Origin of the sequence: Amycolatopsis sp. NBC_01307 (assembly GCF_035975215.1) — a bacterium.
Classification (GTDB): domain Bacteria; phylum Actinomycetota; class Actinomycetes; order Mycobacteriales; family Pseudonocardiaceae; genus Amycolatopsis.
Genome location: NZ_CP108403.1, coordinates 4,006,524 through 4,032,009, shown reverse-complemented (window position 1 = coordinate 4,032,009; position 25,486 = coordinate 4,006,524). Strand labels below are relative to the sequence as shown.

The 25,486-nt window shown below is 73.7% G+C and carries 23 protein-coding genes; 13 read left to right on the top strand and 10 right to left on the bottom strand.

Features of this window, described 5'->3' with window-relative positions:
• Positions 1–23: 23 nt before the first annotated feature.
• From OG439_RS16935 to OG439_RS16895, 9 genes are all read left to right on the top strand, one after another.
• Entirely contained in the window at positions 24–1,289 is a 1,266-nt protein-coding gene (locus tag OG439_RS16935; RefSeq protein ID WP_326950322.1) for an FAD-binding protein, read from the top strand.
• A gap of 161 nt (positions 1,290–1,450) precedes the next feature.
• Positions 1,451–2,731, top strand: coding sequence for an ABC transporter substrate-binding protein (locus OG439_RS16930; RefSeq protein WP_326950321.1), 1,281 nt, complete (start codon positions 1,451–1,453; stop codon positions 2,729–2,731).
• Positions 2,732–2,734: 3 nt separating this feature from the next.
• Positions 2,735–3,679: a carbohydrate ABC transporter permease gene (locus OG439_RS16925; protein ID WP_326950320.1), complete on the top strand. Its 945-nt coding sequence runs from the start codon at positions 2,735–2,737 to the stop codon at positions 3,677–3,679.
• Positions 3,676–4,527 (top strand): carbohydrate ABC transporter permease, encoded by an 852-nt coding sequence (locus tag OG439_RS16920; RefSeq protein ID WP_326950319.1) that lies wholly within the window; start codon positions 3,676–3,678, stop codon positions 4,525–4,527. The genes OG439_RS16925 and OG439_RS16920 overlap by 4 nt, the downstream gene beginning before the upstream one ends.
• Before the next feature lie 4 nt (positions 4,528–4,531).
• A complete protein-coding gene (locus tag OG439_RS16915) occupies positions 4,532–5,107 on the top strand; it encodes a hypothetical protein (protein WP_326950318.1) in 576 nt (191 codons plus the stop codon).
• The gene (locus OG439_RS16910) at positions 5,104–6,183 is read left to right on the top strand and encodes a Gfo/Idh/MocA family protein (protein WP_326950317.1); all 1,080 of its coding nucleotides are present in this window, start codon (positions 5,104–5,106) and stop codon (positions 6,181–6,183) included. The genes OG439_RS16915 and OG439_RS16910 overlap by 4 nt, the downstream gene beginning before the upstream one ends.
• Positions 6,180–7,445 carry a Gfo/Idh/MocA family protein gene (locus OG439_RS16905; RefSeq protein ID WP_326950316.1) on the top strand — a complete coding sequence of 422 codons (1,266 nt, stop codon included), beginning with the start codon at positions 6,180–6,182 and terminating at the stop codon, positions 7,443–7,445. The genes OG439_RS16910 and OG439_RS16905 overlap by 4 nt, the downstream gene beginning before the upstream one ends.
• Positions 7,446–7,655: 210 nt before the next feature.
• Complete coding sequence (locus OG439_RS16900) at positions 7,656–8,045, top strand: STAS domain-containing protein (RefSeq protein ID WP_326950315.1); 390 nt, start codon at positions 7,656–7,658, stop codon at positions 8,043–8,045.
• 64 nt (positions 8,046–8,109) lie between these two features.
• Positions 8,110–8,460: a DoxX family protein gene (locus OG439_RS16895; RefSeq protein ID WP_326950314.1), complete on the top strand. Its 351-nt coding sequence runs from the start codon at positions 8,110–8,112 to the stop codon at positions 8,458–8,460.
• Here OG439_RS16895 and OG439_RS16890 read toward each other — a convergent pair.
• Complete coding sequence (locus OG439_RS16890; protein ID WP_326950313.1) at positions 8,441–10,570, bottom strand: AfsR/SARP family transcriptional regulator; 2,130 nt, start codon at positions 10,568–10,570, stop codon at positions 8,441–8,443. The genes OG439_RS16895 and OG439_RS16890 overlap by 20 nt on opposite strands.
• 191 nt (positions 10,571–10,761) lie before the next feature.
• On the opposite strand from OG439_RS16890, the gene OG439_RS16885 reads away from it, so the two are divergent.
• Positions 10,762–11,205: a DUF6294 family protein gene (locus tag OG439_RS16885; RefSeq protein WP_326950312.1), complete on the top strand. Its 444-nt coding sequence runs from the start codon at positions 10,762–10,764 to the stop codon at positions 11,203–11,205.
• A gap of 22 nt (positions 11,206–11,227) precedes the next feature.
• Here OG439_RS16885 and OG439_RS16880 read toward each other — a convergent pair whose 3' ends face one another.
• Genes OG439_RS16880 through OG439_RS16870 form a run of 3 tightly spaced genes read right to left on the bottom strand, consistent with a single transcriptional unit; the run spans position 11,228 to position 14,299 of the window.
• Positions 11,228–12,163, bottom strand: a complete 936-nt coding sequence (locus tag OG439_RS16880) for an SDR family NAD(P)-dependent oxidoreductase (protein ID WP_326950311.1) — start codon at positions 12,161–12,163, stop codon at positions 11,228–11,230.
• Between the two features lie 9 nt (positions 12,164–12,172).
• Positions 12,173–13,039, bottom strand: coding sequence for a universal stress protein (locus OG439_RS16875; protein WP_326950310.1), 867 nt, complete (start codon positions 13,037–13,039; stop codon positions 12,173–12,175).
• A gap of 45 nt (positions 13,040–13,084) precedes the next feature.
• Positions 13,085–14,299, bottom strand: coding sequence for an MFS transporter (locus tag OG439_RS16870; RefSeq protein ID WP_326950309.1), 1,215 nt, complete (start codon positions 14,297–14,299; stop codon positions 13,085–13,087).
• A 112-nt stretch (positions 14,300–14,411) separates the two neighbouring features.
• Here OG439_RS16870 and OG439_RS16865 point away from each other — a divergent pair, with 112 nt between their 5' ends.
• A complete protein-coding gene (locus tag OG439_RS16865) occupies positions 14,412–15,299 on the top strand; it encodes a LysR family transcriptional regulator (RefSeq protein WP_326950308.1) in 888 nt (295 codons plus the stop codon).
• A 59-nt stretch (positions 15,300–15,358) separates the two neighbouring features.
• Positions 15,359–16,342 carry a TIGR01777 family oxidoreductase gene (locus OG439_RS16860; protein WP_326950307.1) on the top strand — a complete coding sequence of 328 codons (984 nt, stop codon included), beginning with the start codon at positions 15,359–15,361 and terminating at the stop codon, positions 16,340–16,342.
• Positions 16,343–16,593: 251 nt separating this feature from the next.
• Here the strand turns inward: OG439_RS16860 and OG439_RS16855 are convergent, their stop codons facing one another.
• The 5 genes from OG439_RS16855 to OG439_RS16835 form a co-directional block, all read right to left on the bottom strand.
• On the bottom strand, positions 16,594–17,199 hold the full coding sequence (locus OG439_RS16855) for a hypothetical protein (protein WP_326950306.1): 606 nt from the start codon (positions 17,197–17,199) through the stop codon (positions 16,594–16,596).
• Positions 17,200–17,372: 173 nt separating this feature from the next.
• On the bottom strand, positions 17,373–18,200 hold the full coding sequence (locus tag OG439_RS16850) for an NAD(P)H-binding protein (protein WP_326950305.1): 828 nt from the start codon (positions 18,198–18,200) through the stop codon (positions 17,373–17,375).
• A gap of 151 nt (positions 18,201–18,351) precedes the next feature.
• A complete protein-coding gene (locus tag OG439_RS16845) occupies positions 18,352–20,151 on the bottom strand; it encodes a serine/threonine-protein kinase (RefSeq protein ID WP_326950304.1) in 1,800 nt (599 codons plus the stop codon).
• Positions 20,148–22,013: a serine/threonine-protein kinase gene (locus tag OG439_RS16840; protein WP_326950303.1), complete on the bottom strand. Its 1,866-nt coding sequence runs from the start codon at positions 22,011–22,013 to the stop codon at positions 20,148–20,150. The genes OG439_RS16845 and OG439_RS16840 overlap by 4 nt, the downstream gene beginning before the upstream one ends.
• A gap of 605 nt (positions 22,014–22,618) precedes the next feature.
• Positions 22,619–23,557, bottom strand: a complete 939-nt coding sequence (locus tag OG439_RS16835) for a zinc-binding dehydrogenase (RefSeq protein WP_326950302.1) — start codon at positions 23,555–23,557, stop codon at positions 22,619–22,621.
• Between the two features lie 53 nt (positions 23,558–23,610).
• On the opposite strand from OG439_RS16835, the gene OG439_RS16830 reads away from it, so the two are divergent.
• Positions 23,611–24,453 carry an NAD(P)-dependent oxidoreductase gene (locus tag OG439_RS16830; RefSeq protein WP_326950301.1) on the top strand — a complete coding sequence of 281 codons (843 nt, stop codon included), beginning with the start codon at positions 23,611–23,613 and terminating at the stop codon, positions 24,451–24,453.
• On the opposite strand, the gene OG439_RS16825 is transcribed toward OG439_RS16830, so the two are convergent.
• Positions 24,437–25,474: an NADPH:quinone reductase gene (locus OG439_RS16825; RefSeq protein ID WP_326950300.1), complete on the bottom strand. Its 1,038-nt coding sequence runs from the start codon at positions 25,472–25,474 to the stop codon at positions 24,437–24,439. The genes OG439_RS16830 and OG439_RS16825 overlap by 17 nt on opposite strands.
• Positions 25,475–25,486: the final 12 nt, after the last annotated feature.

Below are 25,486 nucleotides of genomic sequence, written 5' to 3'. Positions count from 1 at the left end.
AAGGCTTGAGTAGGGTCGGACGCATGGGCGAGTCGAACTGGGCCGGCAACCATCAGTACGCCGCCGAAACCGTGGTGACGCCGCACACGCGCGACGAAGTGCGCGCGGCGGTCGCGGCCGCGTCGAGCGTCAAGGCGCTCGGCAGCCGGCACTGCTTCAACGACATCGCCGACGCGCCCGGCGGGGTGCTCCTCGACCTGAGCGAGCTCGAGGGCCCGGTGGAGATCGACGCCGACGCCGCCACGGTGACCGTCGGCGGCTCGGCGCGGTACGGCGACTTCGCCCAGCAGCTGCACGACGCCGGGTTCGCGCTGGCCAACCTCGCCTCGCTGCCGCACATCACGGTCGCCGGCAGCGTCGCGACCGGCACCCACGGCTCCGGCCGGCGCCGCCAAGGGCTCGCCGCGGCCGTCTCGGCGCTGGAGCTGGTCACCGCGGGCGGCGAGGTCCGCACCTTCTCGCGGGCCGCCGACCCGGATGTGTTCCCCGGGCTCGTCGTGAGCCTCGGCGCACTCGGCGTCGTCACCCGGCTCACCCTCGACGTCGTGCCCGCGTTCGACGTCCGGCAGGACGTCTTCGAAGGCCTGCCGTGGGCGGCCGCCTACGAGCACCTCGACGAGATCGAGGACGCCGGGTACAGCGTCAGCCTGTTCACGAACTGGGCGAACGACGTCGTCGACCTGGCCTGGGTCAAGAGCCGGGTGGGCGCCTTCACCGAGCGCGCCGGCCTGTTCGGCGCCCTCCCGGCCGGCGCCCCGCGGCACCCGGCGCACGCGGCGGGCGTCCCGGCCGGCAACGTCACCCCGCAGCTGGGCGTGCCCGGGCCGTGGCACCAGCGGCTCCCGCACTTCGCCCTCGAGTTCACCCCGAGCGTCGGGGACGAGCTGCAGACCGAGTACTTCGTGCCCTACCGGGACGCCGCGGCCGCGATGGAGGCCGTGCGCGGGATCGGTGACCGGCTCGCGCCGGTGCTGCTGGTGTCCGAGATCCGCACGGTCGCGGGCGACGACCTGTGGCTGAGCCCGGCGTACGGCGGCGACCGCGTCGCGCTGCACTTCACGTGGCAGCCGCGTCAGCCCGAGGTCGAAACGCTGCTGCCGCTGATCGAGGAACGCCTCGCTCCGTTCGGTGCCCGGCCGCACTGGGGCAAGCTCTTCTGCGGCGGCGAGCTGGACACCGTGTACCCGCGGCTGGGCGATTTCCGTTCCCTGGCGGGAACTCTCGATCCCGGCGGCGTGTTCCGGACGCCGTTCATCCGGCGGAACGTCTTCGGCGAAACCGGCGTGTGAATGCTTTCGGAGTAACCATTCTTCGATGATTTCGAAGGCACGATCCGCGTATTGACACCTTTGTCGCGCACGTCCTACGGTGGACCGCCGAGTTCCTGTAAGCGCTTTCTCGCTGGGTCGTGGGAGCGCTCGCAGATCATTCCGACCGGACGGAGATGTCGATGCGTCGGACGCGTGTGCGCGGGTTCGGGGCGGTCGCCGCGATCGCCCTGCTGCTGTCCGGAACGGCCGCGTGCGGGTCGGACTCGGGTGGCGGCGGTGACGTCAGCATCACCTTCGCCTGGTGGGGCAGCGACGGCCGGGCGAACCTGACCAAACAGGCCGTCGAGCTGTTCCAGAAGAAGAACCCCACGATCAAGGTGCAGACGTCGTTCGCGGCGTACGCGGCCTACTGGGAGAAACTCGCGACGCAGACGGCCGGGGGCAAGCCGCCGGACGTGCTCAACGTCGACACCCGCTACCTCGCCGAGTACGGCGGGCGCAGCGTGCTGGCCGACCTGAACCAGGGCGCGGGCAAGGCGGTCTCGCTGGCCGACGTCAACCCGGAGCTGGCCGCCACCGGCGTCTACCAGGGCAAGCGGTACGCCGTGCCGTGGGCGCAGAACACCCCGGCGATGCTGTACGACCCCGCCGCCTTCACCGCGGCCGGCGCGGACCCGGCGAAGGGCCTGACCTGGGACCAGTACGCCGAAGCGACCACGAAGGTCGGCGCCGCCAGCGGGTTCGCCGCGCGCGGCGTGACCGACTTCGGCATCCTGGACACGCCGCTGGAGATCTGGCTGCGCCAGCAGGGCAAGCAGTTCTACACCCCCGACGGCAAGCTCGGCTTCACCGCCGGCGACCTCCGCGGCTACTGGCAGCTCGCGAGCCGCTTCCGCGACACCAAGGCCGCGTCGCCCGCCGACGTCACGGCGTCCTACAACACCTCGCCCGAGCAGTCGCCGCTCGGCAAGAAGCTGACCAGCTCGGAGTTCGCCTACGACAACCTGCTGCCCGCCTACCGCAAGGCGAACGGCAAGAACCTCAACGTGGCGCCGTACCCGACCGGCGCGAACGGCGACCTCGGGCAGTACCGGCGGCCGTCGATGTTCCTGTCCGTCTCCGCGCGCAGCCAGCAGCAGGAGGCCGCCGCGAAGCTCGTCGACTTCTTCGTCAACGACGCCGACGCGGCCAAGATCCTCGGCACGGACCGCGGCCTCGCGCCCAACCTCAAGATCCGCGCGCAGCTCGCGGCCGGCGCGACCGGCGACGACAAGACGCTCTACGCCTACGAAGCCGCGCTCGAACCGAAACTCGGGGCCGCGCCGCCGGTCCCACCGAAGGGTGCCGGCGCGATCCAGAAGCTCCTCCAGCGCACCTACGAGGAGATCGCGTTCGGGCGGCTGGGCATCGACGACGCCGTCACCCGGTTCATGTCCGAAGCCGACAAGACCCTGGCGTAGCCGATGACGTCGCTGCGCACCCCGGCGCCGCCCCGGCCGGTGGCGCCGGGGCCGCGCGCCGGGCACCGCCGTGAGAACCAGCCGGAGGCGTTCGCCTTCCTCACGCCGTGGCTGCTCGGGGCGGTGGCGCTGACCGTCGGCCCGATGGTCGTCTCGCTCTATCTGTCGTTCACCGACTACGACCTGTTCACCACGCCGCACTGGGTGGGCTTCGGCAACTTCACGCACATGTTCACCGACGACGACCGCTACCTGCGCTCGGTCGAGGTCACGCTGATCTACGTCCTCGTGTCGGTGCCGGTCAAGCTCGCCGTCTCGCTGGGGGTGGCATTGCTGCTCAACACCCGCCGCGGCGGAGGTGGCTTCTACCGCGCCGCGTTCTACGCGCCGTCGCTGCTCGGCGCGAGCGTCGCGGCCGCGCTCGTATGGCGGGCGCTGTTCACCGGCGGCGGCCCGGTGAACGACGTCCTCGCCCGGTTCGGCTGGCACACGCCGAGCTGGGTCGACGACCCGAACTTCAGCCTCGCCTCGATCGTGCTGCTCGGGGTGTGGCAGTTCGGCGCGCCGATGGTGATCTTCCTGGCCGGCCTCAAACAGGTGCCGGCCGAGCTGCACGAAGCGGCGGCCATCGACGGCGCGGGCGCGTTGCGCCGGTTCCGCCACATCACGCTGCCGATGCTGTCCCCGGTGATCTTCTTCAACCTCGTGATGGAGGCCATCCACGCGTTCCAGGCGTTCACCCCCGCGTTCGTCATCGGCGGCGGCCGCGGCGGGCCCGCCGACGCGGACCTGTTCTACACGCTCTACCTGTTCGAGGTCGGCTTCCAGGACTTCCGCATGGGGTACGCGTCCGCGATGGCGTGGGTGCTGCTGGTGGTGATCGCGATCGTGACGGCGATCGTGTTCCGCACCGCGAAGCTCTGGGTGTTCTACGAGGACCGCCCGTGACCGCGCTCCGGGTGCCCCGCACCGCGCGGTCGATCGGCTGGCACGTGCTGTGCCTGTGCGGGGTGGCCGTGGTGCTGTACCCGCTGGCGTGGCTGGCTTTCGCGTCGGTCAAGCCGCCGGACGAGATCCTCTCGCGGCTGGCCCTGCTGCCGACCCGGTTCGTCTTCGACGGCTACTCGAAGGGCTGGGAAGGCGCCGCGGGCGTCGGCTTCGGCCGGTTCTTCCTCAACTCGTTCCTCGTCGCCGGCCTTTCCGTGGTGGCCAACGTCGTCTCGTGCTCACTGGCCGCGTTCGCCTTCGCCCGGCTGCGGTTCCGCTTCCGCGGCGCGCTGTTCGCGTTCATGATCACGACGTTGATGCTGCCCTACCACGTCACGCTGATCCCGCAGTACGTGATCTTCCAGCAGGCCGGGCTGGTCAACACGTTCGTCCCGCTGATCCTGCCGAAACTGCTGGCCACCGAGGCGTTCTTCGTGTTCCTCATCGTCCAGTTCATGCGCGGGATCCCGCGTGAGCTCGACGAGGCCGCGACGATCGACGGCTGCAGCGTCTACCGGACGTTCTGGCACGTCGTGCTGCCGCTGTCGAAACCGGCGCTGGTCACGACGTCGATCTTCACGTTCATCTGGACGTGGAACGACTTCTTCACGCAGATGGTGTACCTGAACGACACGGAGAAGTTCACCGTGCCGCTCGGCCTGCGGCTGTTCGTCGACACCAGCAGCCAGTCCGACTTCGGCGCCATGTTCGCGATGTCCGCGCTCGCGCTGGTCCCGATCGTGCTGTTCTTCCTCGCCTTCCAGCGGCTGCTGGTCGAAGGCGTCAGCACCAGCGGTTTGAAGGGATGACCTCGTGTCGAAAGCGGCCGTGCGGCGGTTGGACTGGCGCACCGGGCTGGGCGAGTTCGCCGACTGCCTGTTGGTGGGATTGCTGGTCGCGCTGGCTTCGGTGCCGGTCTTGACCGCGCCGCCCGCGTTCGCCGCGGGGTGCCGGGCCCTGGACCGGGCCCGGCACGGGATCGGCCGTCCACTGTGGACGACGTTCTGGGCGGACTTCCGCCGCACCGCTCGTGGTGGGGTGGCGTTCGCGGTGGCTTGTGGTGCCGCCGTCGTGCTGGCCGCGGTCGACCTCGAAGTGGCGGCGTCGATGCCGGGCGCCGGTGTGCTCCGGCCGGTGTTGTTCGTCCTCGCCGCGGTGGGGGTGGTGGTCGCGGTGCGGACGTGCGAGGTGATCGCTGGCGGTGACGCACCGTGGCGCCGGGCGGTCGTGGCGGCCGCTCGTGAGACCGTGGGGGCGCCGGGGAAAGCGTTGCTCGTCGCGGTGGCGGTGGCGCTGTCGGCCGTGCTGGTGTGGATGCTGCCGGTGCTGGCCCTCGTGGTGGCAGGCCCGCTGGGCCTGGCCGCGGTCGCGACCGGCGTGCGTCGATGAACCAGCCGCCCAGCGTGGTCGTCTTCGGCACCGCCGGGTACGCCCTCACCCACCTGCGCCGGGCCCGGGAGCTGCACGACCGCGGCGAGCTCGTGCTCGCCGGCGCCTGCGACGTCCGGGACCCGCCGGCGGAAGCCCTCGACCTGCTGCCGGACAACGCGATCGTCACCTACAACCCCGCGGAGCTGCTCTCCCGCACCGGCGCCGGGATCGCGGTGGTGGCCACCCCGCCCCGCACGCACCTGCTGCTCGCGCGCCTCGCCCTCGACGCCGGCTGCGACGTGCTCGTCGAGAAACCGCCGGTGCTCGACCTGGCCGCCTTCGACGAACTCGCGCGGCGGGACCGGGCCGTCCAGACCGGGTTCCAGAGCTTCGGGTCCGCCGCGATCCCGGTGATCCGCGCGGCGATCGCCCGCGGCGAGATCGGCGCGGTCACCGGCGTCAGCGCGGCCGGGGCGTGGATCCGGCGGGACGAGTACTACCAGCGTGCCGCGTGGGCCGGCCGCCGCGACCTCGGCGACGGGTCGCTGACCAACCCGTTCGCCCACGCCGTCGCCTCCGCGCTGCTGCTCAACGGCACCGCCGGCCTCGACCCGGCCGGCATCACCGTCGAGCTGTACCGGGCGCGCGACGTCGAGTGCGACGACACGGCGTGCGCCCGGCTCACCTTCGCGAACGCGCCGGACGTCGTCGTCGCGGCCACCCTCGCCGCCGAGGCCGACCACGATCCGTACGTGCTCGTCCACGGGACCACGGGCCGGATCCGCTGGCACTACAAGACCGATCGTGTCCTCCTCGGCGACCGGCCGATCGAGGTGGGGCCGCCGGAGGACCTGCTCGCCAACCTCGTCCGGCACGTCCGCGACCGGGTCCCGCTGCTCGCGCCGCTGTCGGCGACACGCGCCTTCACCGCGTTCGTCGAAGCCGTGCGCGGCGCCCCGGAACCGCGTCCGCTGTCCGCCGAGCGGGACGGGGACCGGGTGGTCGTCCCGGGTGTCGACGCCGCCGTCGACGACGCGGCCGGCCGGCTCGCCCTGTTCTCGGAACTCGACCTGCCCTGGGGGTGCCCGGCATGACGCGGTACGCGATCGTCGGACTCGGCTCGCGCGCCGAGCTGTTCGCGCGGGCCCTGGCGAAGTCGCCCCGAGCGGAGCTGGTCGCGTTCTGCGACCGCAACGAGACGCGGATGCGCGTCCACAACGGCTGGCTCGGCACGTCCGTGCCGTGCTACCGGCCGGACGACTTCGCCGTCATGCTCGTCAAGGAGCGGGTGGACGTCGTCGTGGTGTGCACGCCGGACCACACGCACGCCCACTACGTCGCCGGCGCGCTCGGCGGGGGCTGCGACGTCGTCACCGAGAAGCCCATGACGACCGACGTCGACGGCGCCCGGCTGATCCTGGCGGCGCGGCGGGTGACCGGGCGGTCGGTGCGCGTGGCCTTCAACTACCGCTACAACCCGGTGCACCGCCGGGTGCGCGAGCTGCTCGCGGGAGGTGCGATCGGCGAAGTCGGCTCGGTCGAGTTCAGCTGGCTGCTCGACACCGCGCACGGCGCCGACTACTTCCGCCGCTGGCACCGCGACAAGGACCGCTCCGGCGGCCTGCTCGTGCACAAGTCCGGGCACCACTTCGACCTCGTCAACTGGTGGCTCGGCAGCGGCCCGGAGACGGTGTTCGCGCTGGGCGGGCTCGTCTTCTACGGCGAGGAGAACGGCCGCCGGCACGGCCACGCCACCGGGTACACCCGCGGCACCGGCGAACCGGCGGCGCGCGACGACCCCTTCGCCCTCGACCTCGAGCGCTCGCCCCGGCTGCGCGCGCTGTACCGGGACGCCGAGGCCGAAGACGGTTATCTGCGCGACCGCAACGTGTTCTCCCCGGGCGTCACGATCGAGGACGACCTTTCGGTGCTCGTCCGCCACCGCAACGGCGTGGTGCTGAACTACCACCTGCACGCCTATTCGCCGCGCGAGGGCTACCGCGTCGCGTTCGCCGGCAGCGAGGGCCGCCTCGAACTCGACGTCCGGGAGAACGTCCACGCGGGCGCGCCGGACCGGCCCGCCCAGGCGCGGCTGACCGTGCAACGGCACTGGGCGGCGCCCGAGGTCGTGCTCGACGTCCGGCTGGGGGAGGGCCACGGCGGCGGCGACGAACGGATGCTCGCCGAGCTGCTCGGCGACGCCGACCCGGACCCGCTCGGCTGCGCGGCCGACCACGACGACGGCCTGCGCGCGCTGCTCACCGGGCTGGCCGCGAACCGGTCGCTGATCACCGGCGAGTCCGTCGGGATCCGCGGCCTGCTGGACGAAATCGGCGAGCGACCCAGGGAGCGATGATGTGGCTCACGGCCTTGTCCTTTTCGGACTGCTCGCCACGGCGGCACCTCCATCGAGTACGGGCGCGAGTACGAGGTCCACGACGGCCTGCCTGACATCGTCACCGGCTCGGACCTGGTGACCTGGCCGGGTGTGCCGGCCCGGTTCGAGGTTTCGGACGCCCGGCGACCGGGTAGGCGGTGATCATCCGCAGCCGGAGGGAGCCCCACCTTGACCGAGACGCCCGCCCCAGACCCGACGGGCCTGATGCTGACCGTGGTGAGGTCCGGGCGCGCGCCCGGGGTCCTGCGCGTCACCGTGACGGGTGAGGTCGACATGTCCACCCGGCCGATGCTCGAAGCCGAGCTGGAGCGGGCCGTGGCCGAGGGGCCGTACCGGCTGGTCGCCGACCTGACCGGCGTCGGGTTCTGCGGGGTGACGGGGATGGCGACGTTCTCCCGGCTGCGGACCCGGTGCGCCGACGCCGGGATCGAACTGGTGGTCCGGCCCTCGAGCGTGGTGCGCCGCGCGCTCGATCTCGCGGCGCTGAGTTCGCTGTTCCGGCTGGAGGGGCCCTGGGCGAACGGCGACCGGGAGATCGCACAGGCCGCCGAGCGCTGAGTCACCTTCGGCGCGGCCCGGCCGTCGTGGAGGCGTAACCGCTTCCCAGGCAAGGACTCCGCCGATGACCACCGTTCATCTCGTCATCACCCTCGCGACCATCGCGGCGAACGCCGGAATGGGCGTCGCCGACGTGCTCCGCGCCCGTTTCGTGCTGGCCAGCTCCGCCGCGGTCGCCGTCCCGGCCGGCTGGGTACCGGCACTGGGCATCCTGAAGCTGGCCGGCGCGGCCGGGCTCACCGCGGGCCTGGCCGGGTTCCCGGCCGTGGGCACGGCCGCGGCGATCGGCTTGGTGCTGTTCTTCGTCGGCGCGATCGGGGCGCATGTGCGGGCCCACGCCTTGAGCACCCTCGGCGCGCCGGGCGCTTACCTGGCGTTGGCGGTCGCGTCGCTGGTCACCGGCATGGCGACGTGAGCTGCTCATCGAGGGCGCGGGCTTCCTCGTCGGCCGCGGCCAGCTCGCGGTCGGCCGCCGCCGCGTCGCCCGGGCGGCCGCGGCGGGTCAAAGCCTCCGCGTGCCGGCGGCGGGAGAACACCACCGCGGGCCAGTGGGCCAACGCGAGGTTGTGGCGGACCGCGGCTCGCAGGTGCGTCACGGCCAGGTCGGCGTCCCCCATGGCCAGTGCCGCGGTGCCCAGCGGGGAGTGGGCCGAGCCGAAGCAGGCGACCGCGAGGCTCGCCATCACCGGCAGGTGCCCGAACGGGCGGAGCAGGTCGTAGACCCGCGCCGCCGTCTCGGCGTCGTCCACCAGGTACGCCGTTTCCGCCACGCCGCACAGGGAAAGCAGCCAGGTGCTGGAGCGGGGCAGCGCGCCCAGGTCGTCGCCGGACAGGCGGGCCAGTGCGCCCACCGCCGTCCGGCGGTCGCCCGCGTACGCGGCGGCCACGGCCAGCGCCGCGTAGTACGAGTTGTCGATCGGGCTGAGCGTGGGGGAGTGCATCAGCCGGTCCAGCACCGGCACCAGCTCCGCCAGCCGGCCCTGGAACCAGCGGATCGCCACCAGCTGCGCGCCGTACCAGCCGAGCGCGTCGGGGTCGCCCGCCACCTGCCCGAGCTCGGCGCAGGCCTGCGCGCCGGCTTCGGCCTCGGCGAACCGGCCCGCCCGGATCGCCAGCATGACCTTCAGCGACGCGGCCACGAACCCGGCCGCCAGGTGCTTCCGCGCGGCCAGGACGTCTTCGAGCTCGCCGAGGCGCCGTTCGGCGTGCGGGTCCGCGGCCAGGAACCGGTCGACGGTGTCCCACACCACGCCCATGACCAGGTCGGTGCGCCGCCCGGACGGCCCGCTGACGCCGATCAGCTCGGTGGCGAGCGTCTGGCGCAGCGCGACGTGGTCCGGGCCGAGCAGGCAGTGGTGGGCCAGGCTCAGCGCCTCGGCGTGCGCGACGGGATCGCCGCCCGCCCGGGTTTCCGCGGCGAGGGCGAGGATCCGCTCGTGCGCGCCGTCCTCGTAGTCCTGCTCGCCGGCCAGCCGGATCCGCAGCCGCAGGCCCAGCCGCGACGCCGGGTCGACGCGGTCCAGCACCTGCCGCAGCCGGGTCAGCAGCGTCGTCGACGCGGCCGACGTCCGGTGCTCGTGCACCCACACCCCGCCCAGCCCGAGCACGGCCCGCCCGAGCGCGTCGACGTCGCCGTCGAGCTCGGCCCGGCGGTAGGCGTCCTCGAAGTGCGTCCGGCTCGTCCGCAGGTCGCCTTCCTCGAGCAGCGCGTGCTCCCCGGCGCCGAGCGAGCCGGCATCCGGGACGGTGATGACCTCCCGCGGCCGCACCGCGAGCAGGCCCGGGTCGTGGGCGAGGACACGCCGGTGCACCTCGGTGAGGACGGGTGACGGCTCCAGGCCGGACGCGCTGACGAGGTCGTGGCGGGCGCGGCGGAAGACCTCCAGGGCGTCGCCCTGGCGCCCGGCCCGGTAGAGGGCGGTCATCAGCTGCCCCCACAGCCGTTCGTGGCCGGGGAACGCGGCGGTCAGCACCTCGAGCTCGCCGATCAGCCCGGTGTCCTCGCCCGCGGCCAGGTCGGCGTCGATCCGGTCCTGCACGGTGTTGTGCCGCACCCGCTCCAGCCGCACCCCTTCGGCGGCCAGCACCTCGACGCCGTCGAACTCGCCGTACGCGGCTCCGCGCCACAGGTCGAGCGCGGTGGTCAGCTGCGTGCGGGCGGTGCCGTGGTCGCCCGCGGCGAGCGCCCGCCGGCCCTCCCCGGCGAGCTGCTCGAAGCGCACCGCGTCGATGGCCTGCGGGGCCACGTGCAGCACGTACCCCGGTGGCCTCGTCAGGAGCAGCGGCGGCGCGAAGGTCCGGCGCAGCCGCGAAAGGTAGGTCCGCACGGTCCGGTCGACCTGGTCGGGCGGCCGGTCACCCCACAGCGCCCGCCCGAGCGCACCGACGCTGACGACCCGGCCGGCGTCCGCGGCCAGCACGGCCAGCAGCGTGCGCAGCCGCGGCCCGCCCACGTCCACCGGTTCGCCGCCGATCCCGGCCTCGAACGGCCCCAGGACCCCGAGATCCACCCCACGCGTGCTCATTCCCGCCCCTCCAAGCACGGACGCGTCCGCGCTTGGTCTACAGGAGCAGGACGCGGCGCGCGGGATACGTCGCAGGCGCCAGGTCGTGGTCGACGGGCTGTCGGTGGATTGTCGATGGACTGTCGATGGGCGCTGTGAAGCTCGGCCACGTCCCGCCGAACAGCGGGAATCACCACACAGGAGGGAATTCGATGAGGCACACGATCCGGGGTCTGAGCACGGTTCTGGCGACCGCCGCCGCGGGGGCGGCCCTGCTGGCCGCCGCGCCGGCGGCGCAGGCGGCGCCCGCGGGCACCGCCGCCGTGCTCGACGTGAAGAGCGCGACCTGGGGCCAGCTGCACGCGGGCGACTGCGAGCAGGACAACGGCACCATCGTCCTGCGCTCGGACGGCACCGGCGACTGGAGCGCGACCACGCTGACGTTCCAGACCCACAGCGGGGACATCTGGCACTCCAGCTTCGACTTCAAGACGACGGCCGGGACGAAGCTGTTCTCCGCGGGCACGTTCGACAGCCCGCGGATGAACGACGGCAACCCGCCGCCGCGCTACAACTGGACCGCGCACTTCAAGTACGACGCCGCGCTGTTCAGCGCGGTCGACGTCTTCAAGACGATCCAGCACTCGAGCTGCTGAGCGCGGCCACCGGCTTCGGCGGCTACCCGTCGAGGCCGGTGGCTTCGAGGCAGTAGTCCAGCAGCTTCCGCACTCGTGCGTCGTCGGGGCGGGTGTGGGGGAACAGGTGCTCCGGACGCGGGCGGCGGTCGTGCCAGAAGCGGCCCGCGTCCGGGGCCGGCTCGGTCGCGGCGAGCCAGACGGCGGTGTCGGCACCCTGCGCGGCCGTGCGCAGGAACGGCCGCGTGACGCGCCGGAACAGCGGGAGCGACCCGGTCAGGCCGGGGGTGTCGGCCCAGCCCGGGTGACAGCTGTGCACGGCCAGGCCCCAGCGCCGCGCCAGCAATGGCGTCAGCTCGACCTGCATCCGTTTCGTGCGGGCGTAGGCGACCGCGCCGCGGTAGGTGCCCGTCCGGTACTCGGGGTCGTCCGCGGCGAGCGGCTGGGTGTACATCCCGCCCGACGACATGAAGATCACCCGGCCGTCCCGCAGCGCCGGTCGCAGCAGCTCGGTGAGCAGCAGCGGGCCGAGGACGTGGGTGGCGAGGGTGAGTTCGTGCCCGTCCTCGGTTTCCGAGCGCTCGCGCGGGAGCGTGCCCGCGTTGTGGATCAGGACGTCGGCGCGCGGGTGTTCGGCGGCGCAGGCGCGGACGGAGGCCAGGCTCGACAGGTCGCAGTGCGCGAGCCGGACGTCCGCGCCGGGCACCTGGGCGACGACGTCGTCGCGCGCGGGCGCGCCGCGGTCGAGGTCGCGCACGAGCATGACCACGGACGCGCCGAGCCGCGCCAGCTCGGTCGCGCACGCCTGGCCCAGCCCGGAACCCGCGCCGGTCACCAGCGCCACTTTCCCTTGCAGCGCGCCGGGTGCGGGGTCGCCGGGGCGCCAGTGCGGCCGGCGCAGCAGGTAGCCGAACCGGGTGTAGCCGGCCGCCGTCCGGTCGAGGACGACGTCGGCCAGGTCGGCGAGAGGAGCGATCACCTGCCCAAGCTACGGCCGGACCGGCGGTCGCGCCGTGCGGACCACGCGGACCGGGCAGCCCGCGTGGTGCAGGAGCGCCTGGGCCGTCGAGCCCAGCAGCAGCCCCGGGAAGCCGCCGCGGCCGCGGTCGCCCAGCACGATCAGCTGGGCCGCCGCGCTGCGCTCGACCAGCTCGCGCCGCGGGTGAGCCGGGACCACCACCCGCTCCACCTCGACATCGCCGACGTCGCCGGGCCGGACCTGCTCCGCCAGCAACCGGCGCCCCGCTTCGACGACGGCCTCGGGGGCCGGCTCCGCGGGTGGCTCGTCGGCCCACGCGTGCAGCACCACCAGCGGGACCTGCCGGGCCCGGGCTTCGGCCAGCGCCGTCGCGAGGACGGCCGTCCCGGCGTCGCCGCCGTCGATGCCGGTGACGACCGGGCCGCCGGAGCCCGGCTCGTCCCAGCGGTCGCCGCGGACCACCACCGTGTCGCAGTGCCCGTGGGTGCCGACCGCCGCGGCGACCGACCCGGCGAGCGGACCGGCGCACCGGCCCCGCCCGGTCGCGCCGACCACCAGCAACGCGGCGGTCCACGACACCTCGATCAGGGCCTGCGCGGCGCGGTCGGGGTCGAGCCGGGTGACCGCGTCCGGCACGCCCTGCGCGGCCGCGAGCTCCCGCGCGGTCCGCAGGGCGCGGCGGCCGCGGGCACGCAGCGCGTCCAGCATCTCCTCCGGCGGCGGTACCTCGCCGCCGGCGAGCAGGGCCGGGAAGTCGAGCGCGTGCCGGATTTCCAAGGGCCGGTCGTGCAGCCGGGCCGCCCGCGCCGCCCACCGGACGGCGTCGAGCGACTCCGCCGAGCCGTCGGCGCCCGTGACGATCGGCGGGGTGGTCATCGGCGGCTCCTGACGCGGCTGGCGTCCCCCGACTCTAGGCCCGCCTCAGGCGAGCGTGCGCCGCGCGGACCAGCCGATCAGTCCCAGCTCCAGCACCGCGAACCCGGCCAGCACGACCGAGCCGGGCAGCCAGAGCATCGCCAGCCCGGTCGTCAGCACCGGCAGGACCAGGCCCGCGTAGGCGGCGAGGAACAGCGCGGCCAGCACTTCGCCGCGGGTGAGCGGGTCGGCGAGCGCGGCGACGGTGCCGACGCCCGCCCGGAAGCCCAGGCCGAACCCGGACCCGCCGAGCACGGCCGCGACGAAGAACAGCGGGAGCGACGCGGTGAACGCCGACACCGCCAGCAGCACCAGGCCGGTGCCCATCAGCACGTACCCGGACCGCAGCTGCGGCCGCGTGCCGGCGCGGGCGAACACGATCTGGACGAGCGCGGCGCTGCCGAGCATCACGAAGGGCGCGATCCCGGCGAGCAGCCGCGACGTCTGGTGCAGTTCCTGCGCCAGCAGCGCGGGGGCGAGCGCCATGAACAGGCCGCTGATGGCGAACGCGCCGAACACGCCGATCGCGGCGCCGGTGAACTCGGACCGGGCGGCCGGCGGCAGGGAGAGCCGTTGCGGCCGGTAAGCGGGCCGCTCTTCCCGGCGTTCCACGGTTTCCGGCACCAGGCTCACCGCGAGCGCCTCGACGAGCAGCACCACCAGGAAGACGGTGAACGGCGTGCGCAGCGGCTGGTCGGCGAACCGGGCGAAGAAACCGCCGACGAGCGGGCCGATGGCGAGGCCGCCGGCGTTGACCACGGTCGTGATCAGGCCGGAGCGGCCGGGGTCGGCGTCCGGGTTCGCCTGGGCGCGCAGCTCGGACAGGTGCGCAGTGGCGGTCGCGGTGAGCGCGCCGATCCCGGCGCCGCTGATCAGCCGGGCGACGATCAGGCCCGGCACGTCCGGCCAGAGCAGGAACAGGGCCGCGGCGATGGCCTCGGCCAGCAGCCCGGCGAGGATGACGCGGCGGCGCCCCAGCCAGTCGCTGACGTGCCCGGCCAGGTAGAGGCTCAGCATCACCCCGACCGCGTAGGCGGCGAACACGACGGTGACCACGAAGGTGGGAAAGCCATCCCGCTGCTGGTAGAGCGCGTACAGCGGGGTCGGGACGGTCGAGAACGCGAGCGCGGTCGCGAAGGCGACCGCGATGATGCGGAACCCCAGGCCGTGGCTCACCCGCAGGCGCGCGGCGGGCCGGGCCGGGGTGATGGTGGCGGACATGCTGACCTCCTGGTCTACGGATCTTCCGCCTTCCACCATGACTCTGCTGACTCACCAAGTCCAACGAAGAGTCATGGTGTCAGTTATCGCTTCGAGCGATAAGTTGGCTCGTATGGAGACGCGTCAGCTGGAGTACTTCGTCGCCGTCGCCGAGGAGCTCAGCTTCACCCGGGCCGCCCAGCGCCTGTACGCGGTGCAGTCCACCGTGTCGGCCGCGGTCCGGGCCCTGGAGACCGAGCTCGGCGCCCGGCTGTTCGACCGGTCCACCCGCAAGGTCGCGCTGTCGGCGGCCGGCGTCGTGTTCCTGCCCGAGGCGAAGGCCGCGATCGAAGCGGTGGAGCGGGCCCGCGCGACGGTCCAGGAGGCGTCGGCGGGCCTGCGCGGCAGCCTCCGGATCGGCACGCTGACGGCGATCGGCAGCGTCGACCTGCCCGCGCTGCTCGGCGCGTTCCACCGCCGCTACCCGCTGGTGGACATCCAGGTCACGGTGTCGATCACCGGGTCGACCGGCCTGGCCGAGGACGTCCGCCAGGGCCGGCTCGACGCCGCGCTCGTCGGGCTGCCCGGCGTCGACCTGCCCGGGCTGGACGTCCGGGCCCTCGAATCCCGGCCGTTCGTCGCGCTGCTGCCGCACGGGCACCCGCTGGCGCGCGAGCGGGAGATCCGGCTCGAGAGCCTCGCGCGGGAGTCGTTCGTCGACATGCCGCGCGGCTTCGGCAACCGGGTCCTCGTCGACCGCGCCTACGAAGCGCTGGGCTCGCCCCGGCGCGTCACCGTCGAGGTCGCCGACCTGCGGACCGTGCCCGGCTACGTCCGGGCCGGCCTGGGGATCGCGGTCATCCCGGAGGTGCCCGAATCCGGCGAGGTGGACGTCGTCGCGCTGCCGCTGGCCGGCGCGGGCCTGGACTGGCCGCTGAACCTCGTCTCCGCGAGCGCGAAGCCGCCGAGCCAGGCGCTGCGCACGCTCCTCGACCTCGTCACTGCTCAGGACCATATTTGAACGCGTTCAACTCTTCCGGTACGGTCGGCGATGGGGGACGACCGTGAAGGGGGAACGTCATGAAGGTGGTGCTGCCCGGCGGCTCCGGCCATCTGGGCCGGGTGCTGAGCCGGGCGCTGACCGAGCGGGGGCACGAGGTCGTGGTGCTGAGCCGGGCGGGCGGGCCCGGGCCGTGGACGCGGAGCGTGCGGTGGGACGGGCGCACGCCCGGCGCCTGGACCGGGGAGATCGACGGCAGCGACGTCGTCGTCAACCTCGCCGGCCGGTCGGTGAACTGCCGCTACACGGCGGCGAACCTGCGGGAGATGATGACGTCCCGGACCGACTCGGCGCGTGTCGTCGGCGGGGCGATCGAACGCGCCGGGGCGCCGCCGCGGGTCTGGCTGCAGATGAGCACGGCGACGATCTACGCCCACCGCTTCGACGCGCCGAACGACGAAACCACCGGCGTGCTCGGCGGCGCCGAGCCGGACGCGCCCGCCTACTGGGGCTACAGCGTCGACATCGCGCGGGCGTGGGAGCGGGAGCAGGAACGGGCGGAGACGCCGCGGACCCGCAAGGTCGCGCTCCGGACGTCGATGGTGATGAGCCCGGAGCCCGGCGGCGCGTTCGAGGCGCTGCTGCGCCTGACCCGGCTGGGTCTGGGCGGCCCGGTCGCGGGCGGCGCGCAGTACCTGTCGTGGATCCACGAGGACGACCTGCTGCGCGCGATCGACCTGCTGATCGCGCGGGACGACCTGAGCGGCCCGGTGAACCTCGCGGCGCCGGAACCGTTGCCGTACCGCGACTTCCTGCGTGCCCTGCGCGCGGCGGCGGGCGTCCCGTTCGGGCTGCCCGCCACCCGCTGGATGGCCGAAATCGGCGCGTTCGTCCTGCGCAGCGACACGGAACTGCTCCTGAAGAGCCGCCGGGTGGTGCCGGGCCGGCTGCTGGACGCGGGCTTCGAGTTCGAGTTCCCCCAGTGGGCCGCGGCGGCCGAAGACCTGGTGCGGCGGACTAGGAAGCCGCGGCGATCGCGGACGAGAGCTTCCCGTTCCCGCTGATGACCGCGGGCTTGCCGCGAGCGGGCTCAACGGTCGAGGACGACTTCCGCTACGCGCTCGGCATCATGCTGTCCGGACTCCGGGCGACGCTGAGCCAGCGCGTGTCGACCCTCTGATCACGCGTGTCGACCCTTCCATCACGCGAGCCGACCGTTCCATCACGGGCTGAGCGGGCGCGGAACGCCGACACGTGTGATTGGGGAGTCGACACGCGTGATTGCGGGGTCGACACGGGTGCTGTGGCCCCCGCGTCAGAGGTTCGCCCGGCCGGTGCGGAAGAACTCCGTGATCGCGCCGTCCAGTTCGCTCAGGGGCCGGGCCGCGCCGAAAGGAGCGGTCCAGAACTCGCCTTCCCTCGGCTTGAACGGGCCGACGTACGCGTACGGCTCGCCCAAGTAGCCGTCGCCGGGGGAGACGCCGTAGTTGACTTCGTCGACGGTGATCGCGACGTCGAAGTGCTCGGGCCACAGCACCGGCGTCGCGTCCGGTGCGAACTCCCGCAGCGCCCGGTCGCCGTCGGCGAAGCCCTGCAGCAACGTCGTCAGCGCCGAGGCGTCGAGGGTGATCGTCTCGTCGAGCCGGACGCCGGGGCCGCCCGAGTAGACGCCCTCGGGCTCGCCCGCCGTGAACCCGGCCGACGCCGCGACGTCGAGGTACGTGCGGCCGGCCAGCGGGACGCGCACCGAGTTCGTCACCAGCTCGTCGCCGTCTAGCCGCAACGTCGGCGCGACGACCGTGGCGAACCCGCCGTCGACCACCCGCAGCTCGATCCGGCCCGCCGCCCGGTGCTGCGGTCCGGCCAGCAGCAGTTCGGCGACGCCGTGCAGGGATCGTCTGGTCGTGGCGAGTTCGGTCACACCACTGAGTGTAGGCACTGCCGGAGTGAGTCTGCTCGCGGTCTTCGCGCCCAGGCGGCCCCTGAGGCACGGGCAGCTCACCCGAGTACGACCCGGTACGAGGGCGATCCGCCCGCACCGTCAGGAACCACCTGGGTCACGAAGCCCATCGAGCAGACTCACTCCGGCAGCGCTTAGGCGAGCGGGAAGTGTTCGGCGGCCCACTGCTCGAACCCGAGCCCCGGCCGGCCGAGCACGCGCTCGACGGTGTCGGTCGCCGGTGAGCCGCCGCGGGCCGCGTTGGCGATGAACGCGAGGATCGCGTCGACGACCGCCGGCTTCTCGAACTGCCCGAACTGCTGGCGCGCTTCGGTTTCCGACAGCTCCTCGATCCGCACCGGCACCCCGGCGGCGGCGCCGATCAGCTCGACCTGCTCCCGCTGCGACAACAGCCGCGGGCCGGTGAGCATCCCGTCCGCCGCGTCGTGCCCCAGCAACGCCGCGACGGCGACCGCCGCGACGTCGCGTTCGTGGATCGGCGCGGTCTTCGCCTCCGGGTGCACGAGCTGCACCACGCCCTCGTCGCGGATGGCGTCGGCCCAGTTCAGCGCGTTGGTCGCCAGCACGAGCGGGCGGATCGGCGTCCAGCGCAGGCCCGAAGCCGCCATCGTCTGTTCGACGGCGCGGTGCTCTTCCGCGATCAGGTTGCCGTTCGCCGACGACAGCAGCACGCTGCCCGACGACAGCAGCACGACGTGCTCGACGCCCGCTTCCCTTGCCGCGGCGGCAAAATCGTCCGCGCCGTCCGTCGGCGCGTAGACGAAGACCTTCCGCACACCGCGCAGGGCCTCGGTCAGGGTGGCGGGCCGGGTCAGGTCGGCCGCGACGACCGGGACGTCGGCGGGCAGGTCCGCGGTCGCGGGGTTGCGCACCGACGCGCGCACGGGTTCCCCGGCGGCGAGCAGCTGGTCGACGACGTGCCGCCCGACGTTCCCGCGGGCGCCGATCACCAAGGTGGTCATGATGGTCCTCCTGCTCAGCTGCCGCGGGAGGAAGCGAACGACGGCTCACCTCGCGCGGCAGGCAACTGGTACCTGGCGCGCCAAGGGAGTCACAGTCGTGACAGGCGAAGCGTTCCGACGCTTCACTTCGCCTGTCACCAAGCTACCACGGTCAGGTTTTCGGCAGCTTCGCGACCAGGGCCTTGCCGAACGCGACGGCCGCGTCGCAGGAGCCGCCGGGTTTCGACGTGAAGATCCGGACGTGCTCGACCTGGTCCGCGTCGTAGGGCCGGTGGTCCCAGGTGAGGAAACAGCTGTCGCCGAGCGCCCGCTGGGTGGCCGTCCGCCCGCCGAGGTCGACCGGCGTCCCGGCGTCGGGCACCCCGGCGGTCAGCTTCTCGAACGACAGCTTCAGCGACGTCGTCGCGGTCCACTCGCACTCGCGGAGCCCGGTCAGCGCGACCTGGCGGACCGGGCCGACCGCCTGCGCCACCGCGGGTTTGGCCGGCACCGCGCACGGGTCCAGCGCCAGGAACGTCCCGGGTGCGAGGTCGTAGCGGTCGTTGCCCGCGCTGATCCGCTTCACCGCCTCGCCGAGCGCGGTCTTCGCCAGGTCGCAGGTGTCGGCGATGGCCGTCACGCCCAGTTCGGCCTGCGCCGGGAGCTGGACGGTCGCGTCGCAGGTACTGCCCCCGACCTTGCTGAGCAGCACCGGCCGGCCGTCGAGGTCCCCGGCCGGGCTCCCGCCTTCCAGAGTGAACTGGTCGCCCAGCTTCAGCGTGACCTTCCCGCCGGTGCGCGGCCGGTAGTCGCAGCGGTCGAAGTACAGCGTGTCCTGGGCCTGCAGCTTGCCGACGCCGGTGATCGAGACGCCATCTAGGACCTTGCAGGGATCCGTGCGGCGCAAGGTGTCCAGGCTCGTCGGGTCGAGGTTCGCCGACGGCGGCGGCGGGTCCGCGCGGAAGAGGCTCACCGCGATCAGGCTGCCTGCGGCGAGGGCGCAGGCGGAGGCCAGCACGGCGGTGACCGGCACCCAGCGCCGCTTCGGCGGCCGCGGGACCGGCGGGGTCACGGGTTCGGGGACCGGCCAGGACAGCGCCGTGCGGACCGCGGCTTCCTGGTCTTCGATCAGCCGGTGCACCGCCGGCGGCCACGGCCGGGTGCCCGGCGCCACCGGGCCCAGGTGGTCCAGGATCCGTTGGGGCGTCGGACGGCCGGCCGGATCCTTGGCCAGGCAGGGCTCGACGAGCGCGCGGATCTCCGGTGTCAGCCCGGTCAGGTCGGGCGCGGCGTGCACGACGTTGTAGAGCATCTGCGCGGTCGTCGTGCCGGCGAACGGGCCGCGTCCCGTCGCCGCCATCACCAGCAGGCCGCCGAGGGAGAAGACGTCGCTCGCCGGCGTCAGCAGCCGGCTTTCCGCCTGCTCGGGCGACATGAACGCCGGCGACCCGATGATGCCGCCGGTGCCGGTGAGGTCGGAGCCGCCCTCGGCCGCGCGGGCGATGCCGAAGTCGATCACCCGCGGGCCGTCGCCGGTGAGCAACACGTTGCCGGGCTTGAGGTCCCGGTGGATCAGGCCGACCCGGTGGATCTCGGTCAGCGCGGACGCGAGCCCGACGGCGAGCCGGCGCACGGCGTCGTCCGGCAGCGGGCCGGTGGCGTCGATCGCCTCCTTGAGCGACGGCCCGGTGACGTACACCGACGCCAGCCACGGCGTCTCGGCGTCGGGATCGGCGTCCATGACGGCCGCGGTGAAGGCGCCCGAGACCCGTTGCGACGCCTGCACTTCGTGCCGGAACCGGTCGCGGAACCGGGCGTTGTGCGCGAACTCCGGGTGCACCTGCTTGAGCGCGACGAGCCGGCCGTCCGGCGCCACGCCGAGCAGGACGCGGCCCATGCCGCCCTCGCCGAGCGCCGCGACCAGGCGGTACCGGCCGGCGGTCCGGGGCTCGCCCGGCTCCAGCGGCCTCACGGCTTCGGCAGCCCGGACTTGACCGTCTTGGCGAAGTCCTGTGCCTGGCGGCACGTGTCGTCGACGGTGAGCGAGCTGGCGGACGTCGTGAAGTCGACGATGACGTTCTCCGAGGTTCTGTCGTCGTAGGGCCGGTGCCGCCAGGTGTAGGTGCAGCTGACCCGCGCGGCGTTGGCCCGTTTCGTGGTGACGAACGCGGTGACGCCGTCGAGGTCGGCGGTCGTGCTCGTGTCGTAGTACGAGTCGGTCGTGCGGAACGGCGGCACGCCGCGTTCGAGCGTCACCGTGACGTCGCCCGCGACGTGCCACTGGCACTCGTGCAGCCCGCGCGGTTCGACCTTGGTGACCGGCCCGACGATCCGCTGGGCGGTGGCGGCCGGGACGAGCGGGCAGGGATCGATCGCGGCGAGGCTGCCGTCCGGTGGTGCCGCCGTGGTGTCGCGAAGGCGTTTCAGCGCTTCGCCGAGCGCGGCTTTCGCGACGTCGCAAGGCTTGTCGAACTTCTCGGCCGACCCCTCGGCCTCGACGCCGATGGTGGTGTCCGCGCGGTCCACCACCGGCACGGCGGCGGTGCAGCCACCGGCCTTCTCCTCGACGCTCAGCGGCAGGCCGTCCAGGTCCCCGGCCGGCGTGCCCTTCGCGGCGACCGGGCCGCCGATCGTCAGGTCCAGCCACTGGCGCCGCGCGGTCTCGTAGGTGCAGCTGAAGAGGTGGACGTCGATCTTCGGGGTGAGCGGGCCCGTGCCCGGTGCCGACGGCAGGACCTTGCAGAGATCGACGCCGCGGAGGCGGTCCGGGCCCAGGGGATCCGGGTTCGGCGCGGACGTCGTCGTGGTCACTGCACTGGTGGGTGGGCTCGCGGTCGTCGCGGGAGCGTTCCTCGTCAGCGCGACGGTGGTGATCGTGCCGCCGATCACGACGACCGCGGCCACGGCGGCGAGGGCGATCCGCAGGCCGCGCCGCCGCGGTTTCGGCGGTTTCGCGAGGGCGTCCCGGACGTCAGCCTGGCGTTGCGCGATGAGGGCGTGGACGGCGGGTGGCCACGGGCGGGGGACCGGCGGCAGCGGGCCGAGGAACTCGAGGATCTGCGCCGGCGACGGCCGTTGCGCGGGGTCCTTGGCGAGGCACGGCTCGGCGAGGGCGCGGACGTCAGGCGGGAGGACGCGCAGGTCGGGGTGGGTGTGGACGACGTTGTAGAGCGACTGCGGCGCCGATGCCCCGGCGAAGGGGCTCCGCCCGGTCGCGGCGAGGACGAGGAGCGCGCCGAGGGAGAAGACGTCGCTCGCCGGCGTCAGCGGCCGTCCCTCGGCCTGTTCCGGCGACATGAACGCGGGCGAGCCGAGGATCGCGCCGGTGTGGGTGAGGTCGGTGCCGCCCTCCGCGGCGCGGGCGATGCCGAAGTCGATGACGCGCGGGCCGTCTTCGGCGAGCAGGACGTTGCTGGGCTTGAGGTCCCGGTGCACCAGCCCGGCCCGGTGGATCCCGGCGAGCGCCGACGCCAGCCCGGCGGCGAGCTGCCGCACGGCGTCCACCGGCAGCGGCCCGGTCGCGTCGACGGCGTCCTGCAGCGACGGCCCGGCGACGAACACGGACGCGAGCCACGGCGTGGCCGCGTCGGGATCGGCGTCCATCACGGCGGCGGTGTAGGCCCCGGAGACGAGCCGCGAGACGTCGACCTCGCGCCGGAACCGCTCCCGGAACCCGGCATCGTGCGCGAACTGCCGGTGCACCCGCTTGACGGCGGCCAGCCGCCCATCGGGCGCCACGCCGAGCAGCACGCGCCCCATGGCACCCTCGCCGAGGGCAGCGAGCAGCCGGTACCGCCCGGCGTGCGCCGGTTCACCCGGACCCAACGGCTCCACACCCCACCTCCGCGGGCGATGGTAGAGCGAACGAGTGACGCGAAGGCCACGAATGTCCACTTCGGTGGCGCCGATCACCTCACCTGGGCCGCCCGCCTTAGGCCCGGCCCAGGTGAGGTGATCGGGACCGCCGGTCGAGGTCGTGAGTGTTTAGGAGGGTTAGAACCCTCCTAAACACTCACGACCAGCCGCGGCAGACCCACCTGCTGGAGCCGGTCGGCGTTTCCGGCACCGCGCCGGCGAGTCCGCCCGAGGCCGTGAGGGGCACCCTCGGGGACCTTTGGCCAGTCACCTGCTGGCGCCGGGCGCTGTTTCCGGGCGCCGCGCAACGGGGGTCCTGTCGGCCCAATGCCGTGAGGCACCCTCGGGGGACCTGAGCGCCGTGAGGGGCACCTTCACGGCCTTCGGCCGACCACCTGCTGGAGCCGGGGCGGCGTTTCCGGCACCGTGCCAGCGAAGTCCGTCCGGCCTAAGGCCATGAGGGGCACCCTCAGGGACCTATGCGCCATGAAAGTGCCCCTCAGGGACTCAAGCGCCGTGGGGGTGCCCCTCAGGGACCTTGAAGCCGTGAGGGGCACCCCCACGGCATTCGGTTGGCCACTGGGTCAGGGGTGCAGGAGGATCTTGCCCACCGCTCGGCGTTTCTCGAAGTCCGTGTGGGCCGCCGCTGCTTCCGTCAGGGGGTATGTCCGGCCGATCAGCGGGATCAGGCGGCCCGCCGCCGCCTCGGACAGGGCCTGGCGCACCCTTCGGGGTGTCTCCGGCCAGAACTCCGGGAGCTGGGACATGTCCGCCACCGATGCCAGCCGGCGGTGGTCGGCCAACGGGACCGTCGTCGGGGTTCCGCTGCTCATGCCGTAGCCCGAGAACCGGCCGCCGTCGCGCAGGAGGGACAGGGCCGCTGCTCCCAGGGCGCCTCCGACGCCGTCGAAGACCACGTCGACGCCGGGCACCTTCGAGGTCCAGTCCGGCGAGCCGTAGTCGACCGCCCGGATGCCCAGGTCGTGGGCCAGCTTCACCTTCTCCGGGCCGCGCACCGCCGCGATCACCACGGCGTCGCGCGGCAGCTGCACCAGGAGGCTGCCCAGCCCACCCAGGCCCGGCAGCACCAGGACGTCGTCGCCCGCCGTGACCGGCGTCTTTTCCAGCAGGGCCAGCGCCGTGCTGCCGTCGTCCAGGACCGCCAAGGCCTCCGGCAGCCCCAGGCCGTCCGGGACGCGGAAGGCGAACCCGGTGTCCGCGATGGCCGTGTCCGCGTAGCCGCCGTCCACCGCCCGGGTGACGACGCGTGCGCCCAGCCAGTCCGCGGTCACGCCCGGCCCGAGCGCGGTGACCGTGCCCGCGACGGCTCCACCCGGCACGTACGGCGGCGTCACCGCGAACCCCGGCGGGGCGTCGCCGCGCCGGATGAGTGTGTCCAGCCAGCCCACGCCGGCGTACGCGACGTCGACGCGCAGGTGCCCCTCGGGAGGCTCGGGCGTGGGTAGCGTGACGGGGGTCAGGACCTCGGGCCCGCCGAACCGGGTGGCCATGATCGCTTCCATGTCCCGAGTGTCGAACTTCAAGGACGCTCGAAGTCAAGGTGAAAGGAACACGCGTGACGACTTCCGTCGGGCTGCTGCACCCCGGGGCGATGGGCGCCGCGGTCGGCAAGCTCCTCGTGGACCAAGGCGTCCCCACTCGCTGGCTGCCCGCCGGGCGCGGCTCCGCCACCCGGCGGCGGGCGGCGGAAGCCGGCTTCACCGAGGCCGCCGACCTGGACGGCTGCGACGTCGTGCTGAGCATCTGCCCGCCCGCGTCCGCGGTCGACGTCGCCCGGGAGGTCGCCGCGAGCGGGTTCGCGGGCGTCTACCTCGACGCGAACGCCATCAGCCCCGGGCACGCGCGGGAGATCGAGGAGCTGTTCGACGGCCGGGCGTCCGTGGTCGACGGCGGGATCGTCGGGTCGCCGCCGCGCCACGACGGCTCGACGCGGCTCTACCTGTCCGGCAAGGACGCCGGACGCGTCGAAAGCCTCTTCACCGGGACCTTCCTGACGCCGATCGTGCTCGACGGCCCGGTCGGGCGGGCCTCGGCGCTCAAGCTCGCGTTCGCCTCGTACAACAAGCTCACCTACGCGCTCGCGGCGCAGGCCCACGCCCTCGCGGCCCACCACGGCGTCGGCGACGTCTTCCGGGAGCTGGCCGGCGTGGTCCGGCGGGACACCCCGCTCGGCGCGGCGGGCGCCCTCGAATCGGCGGGGCAGCGGGCCTGGCGGTGGGAGGGCGAGATGGCCGAGATCGCCGCCGCCTGCACCGAAGCCGGGCTCTCCCCGGCGCTGCTCACCGCCGCGCAGGAGCTGTTCGGCCGCTGGCGCGAGCACCGCGACGACGAAGGGGTGACGGCCGGCGAGCTGCTGGCCGCGCTGACCGTCACCCCCGACGTCACCCAGCCGGGGTGACGTCGATCAGCACCTTCCCGGTGGCGCCCTCTTCCGACGCGATGTGCGCCTTCGCCGTGTCGGCCAGCGCGAACCGGTGGACCGGCACGCCGCGGTCCTCGCCGAGGCGGAGCGCGCCGTCGGCGAAGGCCGCGTTGACGTCCTCGGCGCCGGCCCGCAGCTTGTCCGCCCCGACCGTGTAGAGCACCAGGAACTGGTAGCGCGTGTTCAGCCACAGGTTCGCGCCGAACTCCAGGCTGATCGTGCCGGTGCCGCGGTCGTCGCCGTAGGCCGCGACCGTGCCGCGCGTGCGCAGGACCTGCGCGTGCAGCGGGGCGTTGACGCCCAGCGCGACCTCCACGACCAGGTCGACGCCGTCGGGCGCGATCTCGCGGATCTTGGCGGCGAGGTCGGTGTCGGGGTAGCGCAGCACGTGCTGGGCGCCGGCCGCGCGGGCGAGGGCGGCCTTCGCGTCGCTGCTGACCGTCGCGATCACCGTCGCACCGGCCCAGCGGCCGAGCTGGATCGTGGCGTTGCCGACCGCGCCGGCGCCGCCGCTGACCAGCACCGTCCGGCCGGCGAGGGAGCCGGGGGACAGGCGGGCCGGACCGTCCTCGGCGACCGTGAGCGCGCGGTGGGCGGTCAGCGCCGGGACGCCGAAGCCGGCGCCCTCGTCGAAGCCGGCGCCGTCGGGCAGCACGGCGAGCTTTTCGGCGGGCAGGACGGTGTACTCCTGGGCGGTGCCGGACTCCGGCGCGTGGGTCCCCGCGAGGAGCGTCCACACGCGATCGCCGGGGGCGAAACCGGTGACGTCCGGGCCGACCGCGTCGACGACGCCGGCGCCGTCCTGGTTGGGGACGGTGTCGGGTACTTCGGTCCCGGCTTCGGCGCCGCGGCCTTGCCGCGCCTTCCAGTCGGTCGGGTTGACGGCGGACACCACGAGCCGGACGCGGACCTCGCCGGGCCCGGGCGCCACGACGTCCCGCTCGGACAGCGTCAGCTCTTCGGGCCCGCCGTGGCGGCGGTAGACGACAGCTTTCATGACCCGTGCAAT

Excerpts from the sequence above, each read along its gene's own strand:
- OG439_RS16935 (WP_326950322.1), top strand. The coding sequence starts at position 24 with ATGGGCGAGTCGAACTGGGCCGGCAACCATCAGTACGCCGCCGAAACC.
- OG439_RS16930 (WP_326950321.1), top strand. The coding sequence starts at position 1,451 with ATGCGTCGGACGCGTGTGCGCGGGTTCGGGGCGGTCGCCGCGATCGCC.
- OG439_RS16925 (WP_326950320.1), top strand. The coding sequence starts at position 2,735 with ATGACGTCGCTGCGCACCCCGGCGCCGCCCCGGCCGGTGGCGCCGGGG.
- OG439_RS16910 (WP_326950317.1), top strand. The coding sequence starts at position 5,104 with ATGAACCAGCCGCCCAGCGTGGTCGTCTTCGGCACCGCCGGGTACGCC.
- OG439_RS16905 (WP_326950316.1), top strand. The coding sequence starts at position 6,180 with ATGACGCGGTACGCGATCGTCGGACTCGGCTCGCGCGCCGAGCTGTTC.
- OG439_RS16895 (WP_326950314.1), top strand. The coding sequence starts at position 8,110 with ATGACCACCGTTCATCTCGTCATCACCCTCGCGACCATCGCGGCGAAC.
- OG439_RS16890 (WP_326950313.1), bottom strand. The coding sequence starts at position 10,570 with ATGAGCACGCGTGGGGTGGATCTCGGGGTCCTGGGGCCGTTCGAGGCC.
- OG439_RS16885 (WP_326950312.1), top strand. The coding sequence starts at position 10,762 with ATGAGGCACACGATCCGGGGTCTGAGCACGGTTCTGGCGACCGCCGCC.
- OG439_RS16875 (WP_326950310.1), bottom strand. The coding sequence starts at position 13,039 with ATGACCACCCCGCCGATCGTCACGGGCGCCGACGGCTCGGCGGAGTCG.
- OG439_RS16870 (WP_326950309.1), bottom strand. The coding sequence starts at position 14,299 with ATGTCCGCCACCATCACCCCGGCCCGGCCCGCCGCGCGCCTGCGGGTG.
- OG439_RS16865 (WP_326950308.1), top strand. The coding sequence starts at position 14,412 with ATGGAGACGCGTCAGCTGGAGTACTTCGTCGCCGTCGCCGAGGAGCTC.
- OG439_RS16860 (WP_326950307.1), top strand. The coding sequence starts at position 15,359 with ATGAAGGTGGTGCTGCCCGGCGGCTCCGGCCATCTGGGCCGGGTGCTG.
- OG439_RS16850 (WP_326950305.1), bottom strand. The coding sequence starts at position 18,200 with ATGACCACCTTGGTGATCGGCGCCCGCGGGAACGTCGGGCGGCACGTC.
- OG439_RS16835 (WP_326950302.1), bottom strand. The coding sequence starts at position 23,557 with ATGGAAGCGATCATGGCCACCCGGTTCGGCGGGCCCGAGGTCCTGACC.
- OG439_RS16825 (WP_326950300.1), bottom strand. The coding sequence starts at position 25,474 with ATGAAAGCTGTCGTCTACCGCCGCCACGGCGGGCCCGAAGAGCTGACG.